This window comes from Flavobacterium ammoniigenes (assembly GCF_020886055.1).
Taxonomy (GTDB): Bacteria; Bacteroidota; Bacteroidia; order Flavobacteriales; family Flavobacteriaceae; genus Flavobacterium; species Flavobacterium ammoniigenes.
The window spans coordinates 1,388,381-1,404,684 of sequence record NZ_AP025184.1 but is presented as its reverse complement, the minus strand read 5'-3'; the positions used below and the strand labels follow the sequence as shown (position 1 = coordinate 1,404,684).

The 16,304-nt window shown below is 33.5% G+C and carries 17 protein-coding genes; 12 read left to right on the top strand and 5 right to left on the bottom strand.

From position 1 onward, the window contains the following. Positions 1 to 29: 29 nt before the first annotated feature. Positions 30 to 446 carry a Holliday junction resolvase RuvX gene (ruvX, locus tag LPC21_RS06470; protein ID WP_229316347.1) on the bottom strand — a complete coding sequence of 139 codons (417 nt, stop codon included), beginning with the start codon at positions 444 to 446 and terminating at the stop codon, positions 30 to 32. Between the two features lie 166 nt (positions 447 to 612). Here ruvX and LPC21_RS06465 point away from each other — a divergent pair, with 166 nt between their 5' ends. The 9 genes from LPC21_RS06465 to LPC21_RS06425 are packed head-to-tail and all read left to right on the top strand — an operon-like array spanning position 613 to position 8,823. Further along, the gene (locus tag LPC21_RS06465; RefSeq protein ID WP_229316346.1) at positions 613 to 1,428 is read left to right on the top strand and encodes a 2,3,4,5-tetrahydropyridine-2,6-dicarboxylate N-succinyltransferase; all 816 of its coding nucleotides are present in this window, start codon (positions 613 to 615) and stop codon (positions 1,426 to 1,428) included. A 14-nt stretch (positions 1,429 to 1,442) separates the two neighbouring features. After that, positions 1,443 to 2,420 (top strand): glycosyltransferase family 2 protein, encoded by a 978-nt coding sequence (locus LPC21_RS06460; protein WP_229316345.1) that lies wholly within the window; start codon positions 1,443 to 1,445, stop codon positions 2,418 to 2,420. A gap of 27 nt (positions 2,421 to 2,447) precedes the next feature. After that, positions 2,448 to 3,548 (top strand): UDP-galactopyranose mutase, encoded by a 1,101-nt coding sequence (gene glf / locus LPC21_RS06455; protein WP_229316344.1) that lies wholly within the window; start codon positions 2,448 to 2,450, stop codon positions 3,546 to 3,548. A gap of 12 nt (positions 3,549 to 3,560) precedes the next feature. Next, positions 3,561 to 4,415: a DUF4422 domain-containing protein gene (locus LPC21_RS06450; protein ID WP_229316343.1), complete on the top strand. Its 855-nt coding sequence runs from the start codon at positions 3,561 to 3,563 to the stop codon at positions 4,413 to 4,415. Then, a complete protein-coding gene (locus LPC21_RS06445) occupies positions 4,415 to 4,966 on the top strand; it encodes a DUF3575 domain-containing protein (protein ID WP_229316342.1) in 552 nt (183 codons plus the stop codon). Before LPC21_RS06450 ends, LPC21_RS06445 begins: the two co-directional genes overlap by 1 nt. A 7-nt stretch (positions 4,967 to 4,973) precedes the next feature. Further along, positions 4,974 to 5,540 carry an L-threonylcarbamoyladenylate synthase gene (locus LPC21_RS06440; protein ID WP_229316341.1) on the top strand — a complete coding sequence of 189 codons (567 nt, stop codon included), beginning with the start codon at positions 4,974 to 4,976 and terminating at the stop codon, positions 5,538 to 5,540. A gap of 32 nt (positions 5,541 to 5,572) precedes the next feature. Beyond that, positions 5,573 to 6,991 (top strand): CCA tRNA nucleotidyltransferase, encoded by a 1,419-nt coding sequence (locus LPC21_RS06435; protein WP_229316340.1) that lies wholly within the window; start codon positions 5,573 to 5,575, stop codon positions 6,989 to 6,991. A gap of 2 nt (positions 6,992 to 6,993) precedes the next feature. Continuing rightward, on the top strand, positions 6,994 to 8,010 hold the full coding sequence (locus tag LPC21_RS06430) for a COX15/CtaA family protein (protein WP_229316339.1): 1,017 nt from the start codon (positions 6,994 to 6,996) through the stop codon (positions 8,008 to 8,010). 42 nt (positions 8,011 to 8,052) lie between these two features. Next, the gene (locus tag LPC21_RS06425) at positions 8,053 to 8,823 is read left to right on the top strand and encodes a CDP-alcohol phosphatidyltransferase family protein (RefSeq protein ID WP_229316338.1); all 771 of its coding nucleotides are present in this window, start codon (positions 8,053 to 8,055) and stop codon (positions 8,821 to 8,823) included. On the opposite strand, the gene LPC21_RS06420 is transcribed toward LPC21_RS06425, so the two are convergent. From LPC21_RS06420 to LPC21_RS06410, 3 genes are read right to left on the bottom strand one after another with little or no spacing between them, the layout of a single operon-like run. Then, positions 8,824 to 9,579: a LytR/AlgR family response regulator transcription factor gene (locus tag LPC21_RS06420; RefSeq protein ID WP_229316337.1), complete on the bottom strand. Its 756-nt coding sequence runs from the start codon at positions 9,577 to 9,579 to the stop codon at positions 8,824 to 8,826. Between the two features lie 22 nt (positions 9,580 to 9,601). Continuing rightward, positions 9,602 to 9,919 (bottom strand): 2TM domain-containing protein, encoded by a 318-nt coding sequence (locus LPC21_RS06415; RefSeq protein ID WP_229316336.1) that lies wholly within the window; start codon positions 9,917 to 9,919, stop codon positions 9,602 to 9,604. A 20-nt stretch (positions 9,920 to 9,939) separates the two neighbouring features. Continuing rightward, positions 9,940 to 11,274: a 2TM domain-containing protein gene (locus tag LPC21_RS06410; RefSeq protein ID WP_229316335.1), complete on the bottom strand. Its 1,335-nt coding sequence runs from the start codon at positions 11,272 to 11,274 to the stop codon at positions 9,940 to 9,942. 288 nt (positions 11,275 to 11,562) lie between these two features. On the opposite strand from LPC21_RS06410, the gene LPC21_RS06405 reads away from it, so the two are divergent. Together LPC21_RS06405 and LPC21_RS06400 are read left to right on the top strand one after the other, a co-directional pair. Beyond that, on the top strand, positions 11,563 to 12,102 hold the full coding sequence (locus LPC21_RS06405; protein WP_229316334.1) for a plasmid pRiA4b ORF-3 family protein: 540 nt from the start codon (positions 11,563 to 11,565) through the stop codon (positions 12,100 to 12,102). A 90-nt stretch (positions 12,103 to 12,192) separates the two neighbouring features. Continuing rightward, complete coding sequence (locus tag LPC21_RS06400) at positions 12,193 to 13,251, top strand: nucleoid-associated protein (RefSeq protein ID WP_229316333.1); 1,059 nt, start codon at positions 12,193 to 12,195, stop codon at positions 13,249 to 13,251. Between the two features lie 41 nt (positions 13,252 to 13,292). On the opposite strand, the gene LPC21_RS06395 is transcribed toward LPC21_RS06400, so the two are convergent. Then, on the bottom strand, positions 13,293 to 14,354 hold the full coding sequence (locus tag LPC21_RS06395; protein ID WP_229316332.1) for a hypothetical protein: 1,062 nt from the start codon (positions 14,352 to 14,354) through the stop codon (positions 13,293 to 13,295). 109 nt (positions 14,355 to 14,463) lie between these two features. Here LPC21_RS06395 and LPC21_RS06390 point away from each other — a divergent pair, with 109 nt between their 5' ends. Continuing rightward, positions 14,464 to 16,290, top strand: a complete 1,827-nt coding sequence (locus tag LPC21_RS06390) for a T9SS type B sorting domain-containing protein (protein ID WP_229316331.1) — start codon at positions 14,464 to 14,466, stop codon at positions 16,288 to 16,290. The last annotated feature ends 14 nt before the right edge of the window (positions 16,291 to 16,304 follow it).

Here is a 16,304-nt window from a genome sequence, read left to right as displayed (position 1 = left end):
GGCTAATACACCGCTTGGTAAAAAGTATATTAGAACATTTTTCTAATCAAATAATCTTGTAACATGATGGTAGCCGAAATTTCGTCAATCAAACTTTTATCTTGACGTTTCTTTTTGCTCAATCCACTGTCAATCATTGACTGAAATGCCATTTTTGAAGTGAACCTCTCGTCTACTCTAATGACCTTCATTTCTGGAAAATGATTGGTAAAATGAGTTACAAATCCTTTGATTATAGAAGCACTTTCAGAAGGTAGGCCATTCATTTGCTTGGGTTCGCCAATAAGAACAGCTTCTACTTTTTCTTTTTGGAAATACGCTTTCAAAAAATCAATAGCCGTTGCTGATGGAATAGTAGTTAAACCTGAGGCGATAATTTGTAATTCATCAGTCACAGCAATTCCTGTGCGTTTTTGTCCGTAATCTATAGCGAGTATTCTGGCCATTACTTTATTCCTTATTTTTAAAAGGGTAAATCTACTTAAATTTCATAATAAATCCCCAATTGAATTCGGAATAAATTGGCTCATTATCGTGGGTTTATCATTGGATTAGACTTTTGTCAATCGCACAAAAAAACTATCTTTGTCAAAAATTAACACAAACTACATAATGAATTCATTACAAACAACAATAGAACAAGCTTGGGAAAATAGAGCTCTTTTACAAGAAACTGCTACAACCACTGCTATCAGAGAAGTTATCGAATTATTAGACGCTGGAAAATTACGAGTTGCAGAACCAAAAGGAGATGGATGGCAAGTTAACGAATGGGTAAAAAAAGCCGTTGTAATGTACTTCCCTATTCAAAAAATGGAAACTTGGGAAGCTGGTATTTTTGAATACCATGACAAAATGGAATTGAAAAGAAACTATGCTGAAAAAGGGGTACGTGTTGTACCAGGAGCTTCAGCTCGTTATGGTTCTTATATTTCAAGTGGTGTGATCATGATGCCAAGTTATGTGAATATTGGGGCCTATGTCGATGAAGGAACTATGGTAGATACTTGGGCAACTGTTGGTAGTTGTGCTCAAATTGGAAAAGACGTTCACTTGAGTGGTGGTGTTGGAATTGGTGGTGTTTTAGAACCATTACAAGCGGCGCCAGTTATCATTGAAGACGGTGCTTTTATTGGTTCACGTTGTATTGTGGTGGAAGGAGTGCATGTTGGTAAAGAAGCGGTGCTGGGTGCCAATGTATGTTTAACTGCTTCAACAAAAATTATTGATGTGACTGGAGCGGAACCTATTGAGATGAAAGGATTTGTTCCTGCTCGTTCGGTAGTAATTCCTGGAAGTTACACAAAAAAATTCGCGGCAGGAGAATACCAAGTACCTTGCGCTTTAATTATTGGAACTCGTAAACCGTCTACCGACTTAAAAACGTCATTGAATAATGCGTTGAGAGAATACGACGTAGCAGTATAATACAAAATAAATTAATGGTTGATATTTCAATTGTCATTGTAAACTACAAAAGCTGGAACGACCTTAAAGAATGTCTTCAGTCTATCGTTTCTATAAATAGTAACCGATTTACAATGGAAACAATTGTGGTAGACAATCAATCCAATGATGGAAGGATTGAGGAATTTAAAACACTCTTTCCTTCCATTACTTTTATAGAAAATTCAGGAAATAATGGCTTTGCAAACGGATGTAATTTGGGAGCATCGATTGCTAAAGGAAATTATTTCTTCTTTTTGAATCCAGATACGATTATCACTGAAGCCGCCATATTTGAACTTTGGCAGACTGCTACTACACATCCTGACTTCGGAATTGTATGTTGTACTCAAATCAATGAATCGAACAAAAAATACAATGAAATTCGGTTTTTTCCAAGTCTTTCTTACTTGTTTGGCCCCTTTAGAGCCTTCTCTAAATTGATTCATAAACAACGCATACAAAAGCATTATGATTCAAAACAATCAATTATTTTACCAGATTGGGCCACTGGTGCGGTCATATTTATGAGTCGAACTTGGTATGAAAAAGTAAAGGGTTGGACCGAAAAATATTGGTTGTACTTTGAAGATGTTGATCTTTGCAAAAAGGTAAACCAATTGGGTGGAAAAATAGCGCTTACAAGAAATGTATCCATCTTACACAAACACGGCGGAGCCTCGAGAATCAATGTAAAAACAAAAGCATTAACTAAAACAGAAGTGTTAATTTCTCAACATGTTTATTTTAATGAGCATACCGTAGGAATGCAAAATTGGGGTATTCAATTTCTATTGGTAGCAACCAATTTAATTGAAAAAACACTGCTCGCTGGTATTGGGTTGATTTTCTTTTTTGTACCCAAATTAAAAGTAAATGTGTTTATTTTCAAGAACATACTTTTGTATTATGGCAATGCAGCACGAAAAATAACTTGGACAAGTCCAAGAGCAACGGATTATCTCACAAAATAAATTACAAATTCCTTAAACACATCAACTATGTCTCAATATGATTATCTAATAGTAGGTTCTGGACTCTTTGGGGCAGTTTTTGCCCACGAAGCGAAGAAAAAAGGAAAGAAATGCTTGGTCATTGACAAAAGAAACCATCCAGGTGGAAATGTGTATTGTGAACAAATCGAAGACATCAATGTACACAAATACGGCGCTCATATTTTTCATACCAACGATAAAGAAATTTGGGATTATGTCAACCAATTTGTTGAATTTAATCGGTATACCAATTCACCTGTAGCTTTCTATAAAAATGAAGCGTACAACCTGCCGTTCAACATGAATACGTTTTACCAACTATGGGGGGTAAAAACTCCAGAAGAAGCGAAAAATAAAATTGAAGAACAGGTAAAAGCTTCGGGGATAAAAGACCCGATAAATTTAGAAGAACAAGCCATTTCTTTAGTTGGAACCGACATTTATGAAAAATTAATCAAAGGGTATACAGAAAAACAATGGGGTAGAAAAGCGACAGAATTGCCTGCCTTTATCATCAAACGATTACCTGTTCGATTTACTTATGACAACAATTATTTCAATGACAAATACCAAGGTATTCCTATTGGCGGTTATAATAAGTTAATTGATGGATTATTAACTGGAATTGAAGTCAAACTAGAAGTTGATTTTTTTGCGCAACGCGAAGAACTCTCAAAGTTAGCTGATAAAATTGTATTCACAGGAAAAATTGATGAGTTTTACAACAACCAATTTGGAAGCTTGGAATATCGCAGTTTGAAATTTGATACAAAAACTTTGGATCAATCTAATTTTCAAGGCAACGCCGTGATTAACTATACTGAAAGTGAAATACCTTACACACGGATCATAGAACACAAACATTTTGAATTTGGCACCCAAAAGAAAACAGTAATTACTTATGAATATCCTGACGAATGGAGTTTAGGTAAAGAATCTTATTATCCTGTCAATGATGAGAAAAATAACGCTATTTATAGTCAATACAAAAAATTATCAGAAAAGGATACCAATGTCATTTTTGGTGGTAGATTAGCCGAATACAAATACTATGACATGCATCAAATAATTGGATCTGCCTTGAAAAAAAGTAAAGATTCTTTATAATTCTTAATAATTATGAGTACTAAAATTCTAATTTGCACGCACAAAGAATTCAATTATATTCCTGAAAAATCTTTTCTACCAATACATGTTGGAAAAGAAATCAGCACATTAGATTTACCTTATCAAGCAGACAATACAGAAACAAACATCAGCTCTAAAAACAAAAATTATTGTGAACTAACGGCATTGTATTGGGCATGGAAAAATCTAAATAAAGTAACTACACTGGGACTTTGCCATTACCGAAGATTTTTTGATTTTTCAGAGACAAAAATTGCCAATGAAATAAGTGATATAAATGAAGCGTACTTTTCTAAATATTTTCAAAATTATTGTTACCAAGAAAATAGTTTAAATGGCTTTGATATCATTTTACCAAAAAAAATAGTCAAAACACGATCATTATACAGTCACTATTCGTTATCACATTTACCGGAAGATTTTGATGTATTAGAAAAAACCGTAGTAGCCCTTTATCCTGAATATGAAGCTTCATTTCAAAAAATACTATTTGAAAGCAATTCCTTTTCTCCCTTCAACATGTTTGTAGCTAGTAAAGAGGTAACCGATGACTATTGTACTTGGTTATTTTCAATTTTAGAAAATGTTGAAAAGCAAATAAAAATTTCAACTAATCCATACCAAGAAAGAGTTTTAGGATTTATGTCAGAACGTTTATTAAATGTTTATGTAGAACATAATCAGTTGAAGGTAAAGTACCTTCCGGTCCATTTTATAAACAACAAAATCAAATCGAAATCTTTGCTAATACAAAAGGTACTGAATTGTAATAACAACGTCATATTTTGGTTTCGCAAGAGGTTAAGCAGAAAAAAAATCACCAATACCAACTCAATCACTAATTAATGAAAAAAATTCAGATTCTATTATTCTTATTTTTCTGCACCTTGTCTCAAAGTCAAACATTTATTAAGGTAAATGCATTTACGACTCTATTGACTATTCCAAATGTGGGTATTGAAACCAGTATCGGCAAAAAATCGACATTCCAGTTTGATGTAACGGCTTCTTTTTGGAAATCAATTAAAGGTAATCCAAGACAATTTTATTTGTTCATTCCAGAATACCGCTATCATTTTAAAGAAAAAAATAATGGCTTTTATGTGGGTGCACATATTGGAGCTACACTTTTTAATTTTCAAAAATGGAATTATATAAATACCAACAAATACGAGGAAGGATTGGGTTATGTAATGGGAGCAACCATTGGGTACAAAGCAAAAATTAATGACAAAATTCACTTGGATTGCTTTTTAGGTGGAGGTTCACATCAAGGTTTTTACAAAGGATACATCATTGGCACCAACCAGCGTTATGAAGGAGCTGTAAAATATAATAAAAGTGGCGAGTGGCTCCCATACAGAGGAGGTATCATGATATCTTATCAACTAAAATAAACTAAAAATGGATATCAATCAAGAAGTTATTAAAGCCTTTGAAATAATCAAAGATGGAGGGATTATCTTATACCCAACTGATACCGTTTGGGGAATTGGTTGTGATGCTACTAATCCTGAAGCGGTAGCAAAAATTTACCAACTCAAAAAAAGAGCCGAAACACAAAGTATGATTTGCCTTATGAATGGCGAAAAAATGATGTACAATGTGTTCAAAGATATTCCTGAAGTGGCTTGGCAAATTTTAGATTTATCTGAAAACCCAACCACTTTAGTGCTTGATAACCCAAGAAATGTGGCGCCTAATTTAATTGCACCTGATAAAACTTTAGGGATACGATTAGTAAAAGAACCCTTTTGTTTTAAATTAATGGAGCGCATGAAAAAACCCTTGGTTTCTACTTCAGCCAATCTATCGGGGCAACCCACTCCCAAATCATTTAAAGAAATTAGTCCCGAAATTATAAAAGGTGTAGACTATGTTGTAAATTTGCATCACGAAAAAATTGCAGGAAAGCCATCAACAATCATAAAGCTTACGAGTGACGCTCAAGTAAAAGTGATTAGAAAGTAATTAGTGCGATTTGAATATTTTCAAATTAATACATGAACTACAAATCAGCCTTACAGAATACCATTTTTGAAGTGATATCCAAAGCTTCAGTTGAACTTAATGTAGAAAGCTACGTTATTGGTGGATTTGTTAGGGATTTACTTTTGGGAAGAAAATCTAAAAAAGATATCGATATTGTTGCCGTTGGAAGCGGCATTGAATTGGCTTTGAAAGTATCTGAATTACTTCCAAAAAAACCAAAAGTACAAGTATTTAAAAACTACGGCACAGCCATGCTTCGTTTCGAAGATACCGAAATTGAATTTGTTGGGGCACGAAAAGAATCCTATCATTTCGAAAGTAGGAATCCAGTAGTTGAAAACGGCACTTTAGAAGACGATCAAAACCGCCGTGATTTTACGATAAATGCCTTGGCATTATCTCTAAATCCAAACCATTTTGGCGATTTAGTCGATCCATTTAATGGGGTTTTGGATTTGGAAACCAAAACCATCAAAACACCTTTAGATCCAGATATCACCTATTCAGATGATCCATTACGAATGATGCGTGCTATTCGTTTTGCTACTCAATTGGGTTTTGAAATCGAAGCCAATTCTATAGCTTCAATTACTAAAAATGCAGAGCGTATCACCATCATATCTGGCGAACGAATTGTAGATGAATTAAACAAAATCCTTGCTACCGAAAAACCGTCTATTGGTTTTTTATTGTTATACAAAACAGGACTTTTGGATATTATTTTACCTGAATTAACCGCTTTGAATCAAGTAGAAGAAATTGAAGGTCATACACACAAAAACAACTTTTACCATACCTTAGAGGTAGTCGATAATATTTGTCCCAATACCGATGATGTATGGTTACGATGGTCAGCATTATTGCATGACATTGGGAAAGCACCAACCAAACGTTTCAATAAAAAACAAGGATGGACTTTCCATGGTCATGAATTTTTAGGAGGAAAAATGGTTAAGAAAATCTTTGAGCGTTTGCACATGCCATTGAACCAAAAAATGAAATTTGTTCAAAAGATGGTCATGATGAGTTCGAGACCCATTGTGTTAGCTGAGGATATAGTAACTGATTCGGCAGTGCGAAGATTAGTTTTTGATGCAGGCGAAGATGTCGATAATTTAATGACGCTTTGCGAAGCTGATATTACCACTAAAAACCCAACAAAATTCAAAAAATACCATAATAACTTTGACATTGTTAGGAAAAAAATAATTGAAGTTGAAGCGCGTGATCATGTTCGTAATTTTCAACCGCCCATTTCTGGTGAAGAAATTATGGCGATTTTCAATTTACAACCGTCTCGTGAAATTGGAGTGCTGAAAGAAGCTGTTAAAGAAGCTATTTTAGAAGGAGAAATTCCTAACGAATACCAAGCCGCCTATGACTTTGTATTGAAAAGAGCTGAGAAATTAGGATTACAAAAAGTACATTAATTATGAAAAAATGGTTTCTTCCTTCCGCAAAAACAGCCTTAATTTTAGTTTATTTGGTGATCGTAGCTGGTGCATTAGTTAGAATGACGGGCTCTGGCATGGGTTGTCCTGATTGGCCAAAATGTTTTGGCTACTACATTCCGCCAACAGAAGAAAAAGAATTGTTATACACCACTGGAAAAGAATATTCCAAAGGGCAAGTAATTATTAAAGACGAAACGCTTTTAGTAGCCAAAGACCATTTTGTAGCTCCCGCGAATTTTGAAAGGACACATTGGGAAAAATACACCAAACACGATTACGCTATTTTCAATCCATTCCACACTTGGGTAGAATACCTCAATCGATTAGTGGGTGCCTTAGCCGGGATTGCCTGTCTAATTGCCTTAGTGTTCTCTTTTAGTTTTTGGAAAGAAAAGAAGCAATTCGTTTTCTTGAATCTATTCATTTGTTTCTTAATGGGATTCCAAGCGTGGTTAGGCAAAACCGTGGTAGATTCGGTTTTGAATCCATATAAAATCACAACTCATATGCTAGCCGCTTTACTTATTGTCGCGGTACAATTATATGTGATTTATGCTGTTCAGGAAAAGAAAAAAGCTAGGATACTTGATAATGAATTCAAATGGATTTTGTTTGCTGCATTAGGTTTTACCCTAGTGCAAATCTTATTTGGTACTCAAGTTCGAGAATCAGTAGATAGCATTGTAGAAGCAGGATTGCCTAAAGAAATTTGGTTGCAAAACCCCAAAGGAGGTTTTTATACCCATCGAAGTTTTTCCATTTTAGTGGTTTGTGCCAATATCTTTTTGTTTTGGAGAAACCGAAAATTGAATCTCGGATTCACAAAAATAAATTGGGTTGTCGCTTTACTTGGTGTAGAAATTCTGTCGGGCATAGCAATGTACTATTTTAATTTTCCCTTAGGTTCACAAACTATTCATATCGTAATGGCGACGCTGATTTTCGGATTGCAATTCTATTTAGTATTGGAAAACTCAAAAAAAATAACCCATTAATTACTCGACTATAGTGTCACACTATCATTTTAACCCTAATACATGTCCAAACTAGCCGCTCAAGATAAATTTTTAGATTTATCCGATTATGGAAGACCTTTTGGAAAATTACTTGCCAGTAGCTTAAAAAATACGCGCTTTACTCCTATTCATGTCACCCTTTTATTTGGAATTGCAGGATTACTAGCTATGTATTGTATCGGCTATAACCATTACAATTGGGCTGGTTTTTTTATTGTACTTAAATCAGGAATTGATGCTGCAGATGGTGAGTTGGCTCGTTTAAAAAATACGCCTTCTTATTCGGGACGGTATTTAGATAGTGTGTTTGATATCATTTTGAATTTTCTGTTCTTAATGACGATCTGCTATATCTCTCAAACCCCTTTCTGGCTTACTTTAATAGCGTTTTTTTGTATTCAATTGCAAGGTACTTTATACAATTACTATTATGTCATATTGAGAAATAAATCGGTTGGAGGAGATACTACTAGCAAAGTTTTCGAATACAAAACACCAAGAGCATTACCTGGAGAATCCCAAAAATCAGTTGATATTTTATTTAAAATTTATACGGTGGTTTACGGAGGTTTTGACAAAATTATTCACGCTATGGACAGCGATGCCTACCGAGTAAAAACCTTACCCAACTGGTTCATGACGTTGGTATCTTTGTATGGTTTAGGTTTTCAGTTATTAATAATTGCAGTACTTTTGCCTTTAGGACAAATTGAGTGGATTGTTCCGTTTTTTATAATCTATTCGGCTTTAATTTTGATTTTGATTGGTATTCGTAAAACCTATTTCAAATAATTAACCCAACCATTCTTTAAAGTCCGAAACACGTTCTCTAGCAACAATTACCTCATCTGCTTTATAAGTTGGTAAACTAATTTTTAATCTGGAATTAGAATGTACATGAATCTCTTTTACAGCTTGCAAAGGGACAATGTATTTTCTACTGATTCGGAAAAAATCTTTAGGATCCATTTCAGCTTCTACTACTTCCAGACTACTGTCTATCAAATAATCGCGATTGTCTAAGGTATGAATATAAGTGCCTTTGTTTTCACTGTACAAACATTCAATTTCCGCTACATCAATTACTTTTATTTGTTGGCCAATTTTAACTGAAAATCGTTTTCTGTATTCTTTTGAAATGGGATTGACCAACATTCGTTTAATGGCATCAAAATCTAAATTTGAAACACTATTCACTTGGAATTGATTCGCAAATTTTGAAATTGCTGTGGCCAATTCCTCTTCATCTATGGGCTTTAGTAAATAATCAATACTGTTCAATTTAAAAGCACGCAATGCATATTCATCATAGGCAGTCGTAAAAATTACCGCACTTTTGATATCGATTTTTTCGAATATTTCAAACGACAATCCATCCGACAATTGGATATCCAAAAAAATCAAATCGGGATGATCGTTGTTTTGAAACCATTCCAACGATTCCTCCACCGAATGCAATAAAGTGGTGATACCATAACCCAACTTTTCGATTTTGCGTTGTAGCAAACGAGCCGCCGGTTTTTCGTCTTCGATGATGATTATCTTCATTTTAAAAAAATTCAATACTAGATTATTCCCACTTATTTTCCTTGCGTTCTTGTTCCATTAATTGGTTGATTTTGCGTTCTTCCCAATCTTTTCCTAGGATAAAATAGGGAATGAATGTACCCATGGCATGAGCCAACAAACCTATTCCCCAGAAAAAGGTAGTTATAAAGTTCTTGAATTGAAAATAACTTTCTCCCGGTTCCAAATTTTGAACGTTTACAATAACAAACATAATATTGATCACGAGATATACAATCGCATGGGTGTAAAACCCTTTTAATTTTTTTACTTTTTTAACCGCTTCCTCGTAACGGATTTGATCTGAATTTAAATTTTCCATGTTGTTGACTTATTTAAAAATTATTCCCAATTATTGTTTTTATCCTTGTTTAAAATCTCTTGAATCTTTCTTTCTTCCCAGGATTTTCCATAACCAAAAATACCAAAGGCATGAAAAGACAAGCCCAATCCCCAACCCAACATTGGGAACCAAAACCATTGAAATCCCCAAAAAGTGAAATAATTTATTATTGCTAAAGTTGGAATAACGATACAATACGAAGTAAGATTTCCGTAAAATCCTTTTAATTGTTCGACTCTTTTTTTGGCGCGTGCATACGCCATATCTTCTTGAGTAAAATTAGTTGTTTTCATCTTAGTGAGTTGTTTGGTTAATATAGGTAAATAAACTTTAAATGAATTTTCATCATTGGTGATTTTGACTTTTCGCTCGGTTAACAAAGCATAACGATTCACAATGTTTTGCAAGCCAACTCCCTTTCCATTTGACAAAACTTCTTTCTTTTGCCAATTATTGGCCACCACCAATTGATTTTCTTCGATACTTATAGTTATATGAAGAGGTTTTGAACTACTGACTATATTGTGCTTAATGCAGTTTTCCAAAACCAGTTGCAATGACAAAGGAATCACTTTTGCATCTTCGCTATAATTTTCGGGCAATTCATACGAAATGCTATTCTCAAATCGCATTTCTAATAATTGCATGTAGATTTTGGCAAAAGCCAATTCTTCAGAAACTGCAATTAATTCTTTGTCTTTTTGTTCCAAAACATAACGGTATATTTTGGATAATGACGTTGTGAATTTTTGTGCATTTTCAGGATTTTCTTCAATCAAAGAACTTAAGACGTTTAAACTATTAAACAGGAAATGCGGATCAATTTGATTTTTTAAACTTTCAAATTGTGCATTGGCTGTAGTCGCAATTATTTTTTGCTCTTGGACTTTATTCTCTTGAAATGATTTGTAGAAATAAAATACATGAAAGACCAATGTAACAAAAAACGTCATCGCAATTGAAATCAAATAATCAAATCCATTTTCATGACGTATAAAACTGCTCCAACTTTCACCTTCAATTAATACATCTTCAAAGATTCGAAGTAAAAATATGATTACAGATGACATTAGAAACGAAAACAGCAATCCAAAACCAATACGTTGAGCAGAAAAACGATTGTGGACAAATTGCTCATCTAAGATTATAAATAAGAAAGCATTGGCATAATACAAACTAAAGCTATACAAAGTAGTATACAAATAAAACACAACCAAACTACTATTGATTTGAATTGCTACACCAGTAACTATTTTTAATAAAAGCAGGATGATAAAAACAAAAGTTGAAATTACGAGTGCCCTTGGAAATTCTTTAATTAATTTATCAATCATACTTTTTAGATTAATGTAATAAGTTGTTTAAAAACAGCAATCAAACTTAAGGTTATAAAAATGACTATTCGGATCATATGGTTTCTTTAATTTTTTAACAAGACAAAAGTGCTTTAAAGAATCCGAGTATAAAAATAAGAAAAACCGAATTGTCAAAAAATCAGGATGAATTGTAGAAAGAACAAACTTACTCAATAGAAATTTGGCAATTCTCAAAATAAATTAGATTTATTTTGCTCGTGTCCTAATTAATAATTTACCTTTGAACTTTCTATAAAAATAACGATTATGGTTTATAAATTCAGAGTAATTCTAGATGCAGAAGAAGATATTTTCAGAGATATTGCTATCCTTGCAGAGGACACTTTAGAAGATTTACACAACGCTATCTTCAATTCATTTGGTTTTGACGGAATGGAAGTAGCTTCATTTTATACATGCGATGATACTTGGAATCAGGAAGATGAAATTCCAATGTTTGACGCAGGCGATGTTCCTGGTGAACAAACCATCATGAGCGATTATAAATTGTCTGATTTATTGGATAAAGAAAACACTAAAATTATATACGTATATGATTTTATCAATATGTGGACTTTCTTGGTGGAATTGGCTGCGGTTGAAGAACCACAAGCTGGCGCTTTGTATCCTGAAACTCTTTTCTCTCATGGTGAAATGCCAGACGAAGCGATTGAAAAAAACTTTGAAGCCGATATGCATGATGATATTTATGGCGAATTTGAAGATGATTTAGACGAAGACGATCTAGACATGTTTGAAGGTGACGACAGCTTTGAAGATTTTGGCTACGAAGAAAATTGGAATTAAAAAAAGGGGGAAATGGCAAATGGTTTATACGTTTAAAACCCACAACCTTATAGACTATTACACTGATACACTCTAAAACATTAAAATACAATGATCAACTTATTCAATACCCACATAGATTCACTTTCTATTCACCGTGTGGGAAATAAAAGCCGTAACGAAGCTATCTTTTTATCTGAGCAACCTTTCAATTTAAACGATGAAATTGTTCCTTTGATCAAAGAATTTTTCTTCAAACCTTTCCGAGAAAAAGAAGAAAACTATTTTCAGTTTGCGCACGAAGTAGATTTGGATTACAATGAAATGTACAAATTCGCTTCCCAGATATTTGACAATCCGTCAACTGTTCACGAGGTTTCAAAGCAAATCACCAAACATTTATATGAACAATCCAATCACCCGCATATCAAAAATGGCGAAGTATATGTTACCTATTTAACCAATCTGGCGATTGACAATAATGTAGTAGATGCGATTGGAATTTTCAAAAGCGAAATTCAAGCTGATTTTTTGCAATTTGAAGAGAAAGACACTCATCTTGAAATGATATTGCAACATGGAGTAAGTTTGAATAAATTGGACAAAGGTTGTTTGATTTTCAATTATAAAAAAGAAGAAGGATACAAAATCCTAACTGTAGATAGCAACCGTTACGATGCGCGTTATTGGTTAGAACATTTCTTAGCGGTAGATGCTTTTGAAGATGAAAATTACATTACTAAAAAGTATTTGAAATTTTGTCAAGGCTTTGCCAAAGATGTGGTTTTTCCTGCCGAAGACAAAAAAGAAGAAGTCATGTTCATGAATCGTTCAGTGAATTATTTTGCCAAAAACGACCAGTTTGAGGAAACTAATTTCTTGAACGAAGTATTGGATAATCCCGATTTGATTCCGGAATTTAAAAACTACAAAGTAGACAAGGGAGACAAATACAGCATTGAAGATATTACCACTTTTCCTATTGCCAACGGTGCCGTTTCAGACGCCAGAAAGTCCATTAAAAATGTAATCAATTTAGATACACATATCCAAATTAAAATGGATTTCATCAACCCTGAAAGTGCTGAGAAATTTGTAGAAAAAGGTTGGGACGAAGAAAAGCAAATGTATTATTACTTAGTCTACTTCAATAAAGAAGAGAAAAACTAAAAAAATCCCCGGTGAATATTCATCGGGGATTTTTTTATGCTTTATGATTTAAATGGATTTACATTTTTGAAATTTCGGGTAATATACTGAAACGAAGCATTCATAATATTTCCCATTGTTTTGGCTTTCTTGAAATTCAAATCGTTGGTATACCGGTACAATTCTAATTTTAACTGTTCCAAATGATCCGGTGTTGACAATGTATCTTCACCCATAATTTTTAGTAAACGTTTAATTCTATTTTCTGCCGAGTGAATTCGTTTAGCCAAAACAGAACGTTCTTCATTTTTATATTGATTAATTGAACTTTCTTGTAATTTGTCTTTTACCAATTTCACCATCGGATAGTTTTCTTTAAAAAACTGAGGTCGGTATACTTTAAAATTACCTTCATAACATTGTTGATCAAAGTCAATAGCGCGAATACGATACACTACTTGATCAAAATCGTGAATTGGAATCACCACATAATTATATGCTCGCATATCACCTAATAACCGAATCATTGAACGTTCATTAAACTTCACAAACTCTTTGGCGATCTGAGATTTTTCTGTTTCAGTACAATTCTTAAGATGATTATTGATAAAAACATCCCCTGCAATACCCATAATATGCTCCTCAATCAAAGTATCTTGATGCACTAGAAAGTTGATTTTATCAGGCGATAAAATATGCTCTAATTCTAGACCATACACCCTAGAAGCGTCGGCTTTCTTTACATAAAAATGAGTATAGTTGTCATTAAGTACGTTTCTAACTTTAATTCGGAACGGTTTTGAATTGCCAAAAGTACAGTAGTCAATCGAGTCGACATTCAAAAATTTAATAATCTCCAAATTACCATCAGAATGCAGTAATGAATAGATTTTTTTTAAGGTCAAATCAATTTCTTCGCGTTCGAATTCATTATAATACACTCGAACCCATAAAGTATCTTTATCTTCCTTGTCGTAGACATTGATAGACCCAGAAAAACGCAGTAAATCATCGTAAGCAATTGGGAATTTAGAAATTCGATCAAATCGTTCTAAGTAATCCAACAAGGCAGCATTTATTGGATACGACGGCTTTTTGAAAATCATTAAGGTTTCTTCACTCATTGGGATAGTATTTCCAACAAATTTAATTAAAAATATAGAGGAAAATAATTTTAGGTTTCCTTTTCCGTTACTAACTTCAAAAAGAGTTTTATAGTATATTTGTTTAGTTATGAGTTGGATAAAAAACATACTTTTTGCGCTATTCATTTGTTGTTTCCCTTTTGCGATTACAGCACAATCAATTAGCATCGATGCTACAAAAACAGCCGATGAATTGGTTCAAATACTAACCAACAACAATTCATGTTTAAAAGTATTTCCTGCAACGGCTACCGGCGCTACAATAAATAAGAGCTTCGCAACATTTAGCAAAAACGGAAGTACTTTCCCTTTTACTGCCGGAATCGTATTAAGCACCTGGGAAAGTGACAATTCAAAAGGCCCTTACAATCCTAGTTTCAGTGGTAGTGTAGCTAGTTGGAATGGTGATGCTAATATGGATACAATTCTTGGAATCAATTCCTTAAATGCAACAACTCTAACTTTTGAGTTTGAATCACTCACAAACTTTTTGAGTTTTAATTACCTTTTTGCTTCCAATGAATACATTCGTGATTACCCATGCAATTACTCCGATGGATTGGCTATTTTAATTAAAGATATTACTGCCAATAGCAATTACGTGAATATTGCTACTTTGGCTGATGGCACAGCAGTTTCTTCCAAAAACATTCATCCTGCAATTTCGTCATCAGATCCAACCTTATCAAAATGTGATGCGAAAAATGAAAATTATTTTGGGCAATATAATACTGATTTAACGAATTCCAGCCCCATCAATTATGCTGGCCAAACTAAAGTGCTGAATGCCCAAAGTAAATTAGAAATAGGACATCGATACCAAATCAAATTTGTAATAGCAGAAGATAGAAGTCGGGCACAATTCTCTGCTCTTTTTATAGAAGCAGGAAGTTTTACTTCGACAATTGATTTAGGCAAAGACCGATTAGTCGCTGATAAATCCTCCATATGTAATGGAGAAACTTTTGAGATTCAAACGAAAATATCAAATTCGGGAAACACATTTAAATGGTATAAAGATGGCGCTACCAACCAAATACCTGGAGAAACAAATTCTTCCCTAATTGTAAACCAAGCAGGAACATACAAAGTAGAGGTAACCGATTCAAATGGCTGTAATTTTGTTGGACAAATCAAAATTGAATATTCAATTGGTATGAACCTTAAAGATGTACAACTTGCCAAATGTGACGATAATGGTTCAGGATCTGCATTTTTTGATTTGACATCTTTGAATACAATAATAGCCAATAATAACCCAGACACTACTATTTCAAAATATTATGAAGATAGTGTTCTAACTATTGAAATTACTAATCCTAAAGCCTTTGAAAAAACAAATTCGGGAGATCAAATTGTTTATGTTAAAGGATACAATCCGAAAATAAATTGTTCAGAAACTGCTTCAATCACTTTAAAAACAATAGCAAGTACACAAAACTTAAATAGTTTACCTACCCCTATCATTAAAGAGTTTACTGGAAGTGATAATTCCATAGAATTAATTACACCTACAACTTCGGCCAACTATGAATATTCTATTGATGGGATTCACTACCAAAATAGCGCACTATTTACAAGAGTTCCTAAAGGAAATTATATTGCTTACATCCGAAATGCAGCTACTTGTGCGTATGCCACCTACCCCTTTACCATTTTAGATTACCCAAGTTTTTTTACACCCAATGGAGATGGTGTTAATGATGTTTGGAAAATCACTGACTTAGATAATTATCCAACTGCAGTTATATACATTTACGACCGCTATGGTAAATTGCTCAAACAATTGAATTCGCTATCAAATGGCTGGAATGGTACTTTGAATGGGTATCTCCTACCTGCCGATGATTACTGGTTTCGTTTAATCCTAAATGAAAATCAAATAGTTAATGGTCATTTTAGTTTAAAAAGATAAGGTATTTTTATTAT

Bases quoted from the DNA above. Each gene is read 5' to 3' on its own strand.
- LPC21_RS06415 (WP_229316336.1), bottom strand. From the start codon at position 9,919: ATGGAAAATTTAAATTCAGATCAAATCCGTTACGAGGAAGCGGTTAAA.
- LPC21_RS06450 (WP_229316343.1), top strand. From the start codon at position 3,561: ATGAGTACTAAAATTCTAATTTGCACGCACAAAGAATTCAATTATATT.
- LPC21_RS06405 (WP_229316334.1), top strand. From the start codon at position 11,563: ATGGTTTATAAATTCAGAGTAATTCTAGATGCAGAAGAAGATATTTTC.
- LPC21_RS06445 (WP_229316342.1), top strand. From the start codon at position 4,415: ATGAAAAAAATTCAGATTCTATTATTCTTATTTTTCTGCACCTTGTCT.
- ruvX (WP_229316347.1), bottom strand. From the start codon at position 446: ATGGCCAGAATACTCGCTATAGATTACGGACAAAAACGCACAGGAATT.
- LPC21_RS06425 (WP_229316338.1), top strand. From the start codon at position 8,053: ATGTCCAAACTAGCCGCTCAAGATAAATTTTTAGATTTATCCGATTAT.
- LPC21_RS06435 (WP_229316340.1), top strand. From the start codon at position 5,573: ATGAACTACAAATCAGCCTTACAGAATACCATTTTTGAAGTGATATCC.
- LPC21_RS06410 (WP_229316335.1), bottom strand. From the start codon at position 11,274: ATGATTGATAAATTAATTAAAGAATTTCCAAGGGCACTCGTAATTTCA.
- glf (WP_229316344.1), top strand. From the start codon at position 2,448: ATGTCTCAATATGATTATCTAATAGTAGGTTCTGGACTCTTTGGGGCA.
- LPC21_RS06440 (WP_229316341.1), top strand. From the start codon at position 4,974: ATGGATATCAATCAAGAAGTTATTAAAGCCTTTGAAATAATCAAAGAT.
- LPC21_RS06400 (WP_229316333.1), top strand. From the start codon at position 12,193: ATGATCAACTTATTCAATACCCACATAGATTCACTTTCTATTCACCGT.
- LPC21_RS06390 (WP_229316331.1), top strand. From the start codon at position 14,464: ATGAGTTGGATAAAAAACATACTTTTTGCGCTATTCATTTGTTGTTTC.
- LPC21_RS06420 (WP_229316337.1), bottom strand. From the start codon at position 9,579: ATGAAGATAATCATCATCGAAGACGAAAAACCGGCGGCTCGTTTGCTA.
- LPC21_RS06465 (WP_229316346.1), top strand. From the start codon at position 613: ATGAATTCATTACAAACAACAATAGAACAAGCTTGGGAAAATAGAGCT.
- LPC21_RS06395 (WP_229316332.1), bottom strand. From the start codon at position 14,354: ATGAGTGAAGAAACCTTAATGATTTTCAAAAAGCCGTCGTATCCAATA.
- LPC21_RS06460 (WP_229316345.1), top strand. From the start codon at position 1,443: ATGGTTGATATTTCAATTGTCATTGTAAACTACAAAAGCTGGAACGAC.
- LPC21_RS06430 (WP_229316339.1), top strand. From the start codon at position 6,994: ATGAAAAAATGGTTTCTTCCTTCCGCAAAAACAGCCTTAATTTTAGTT.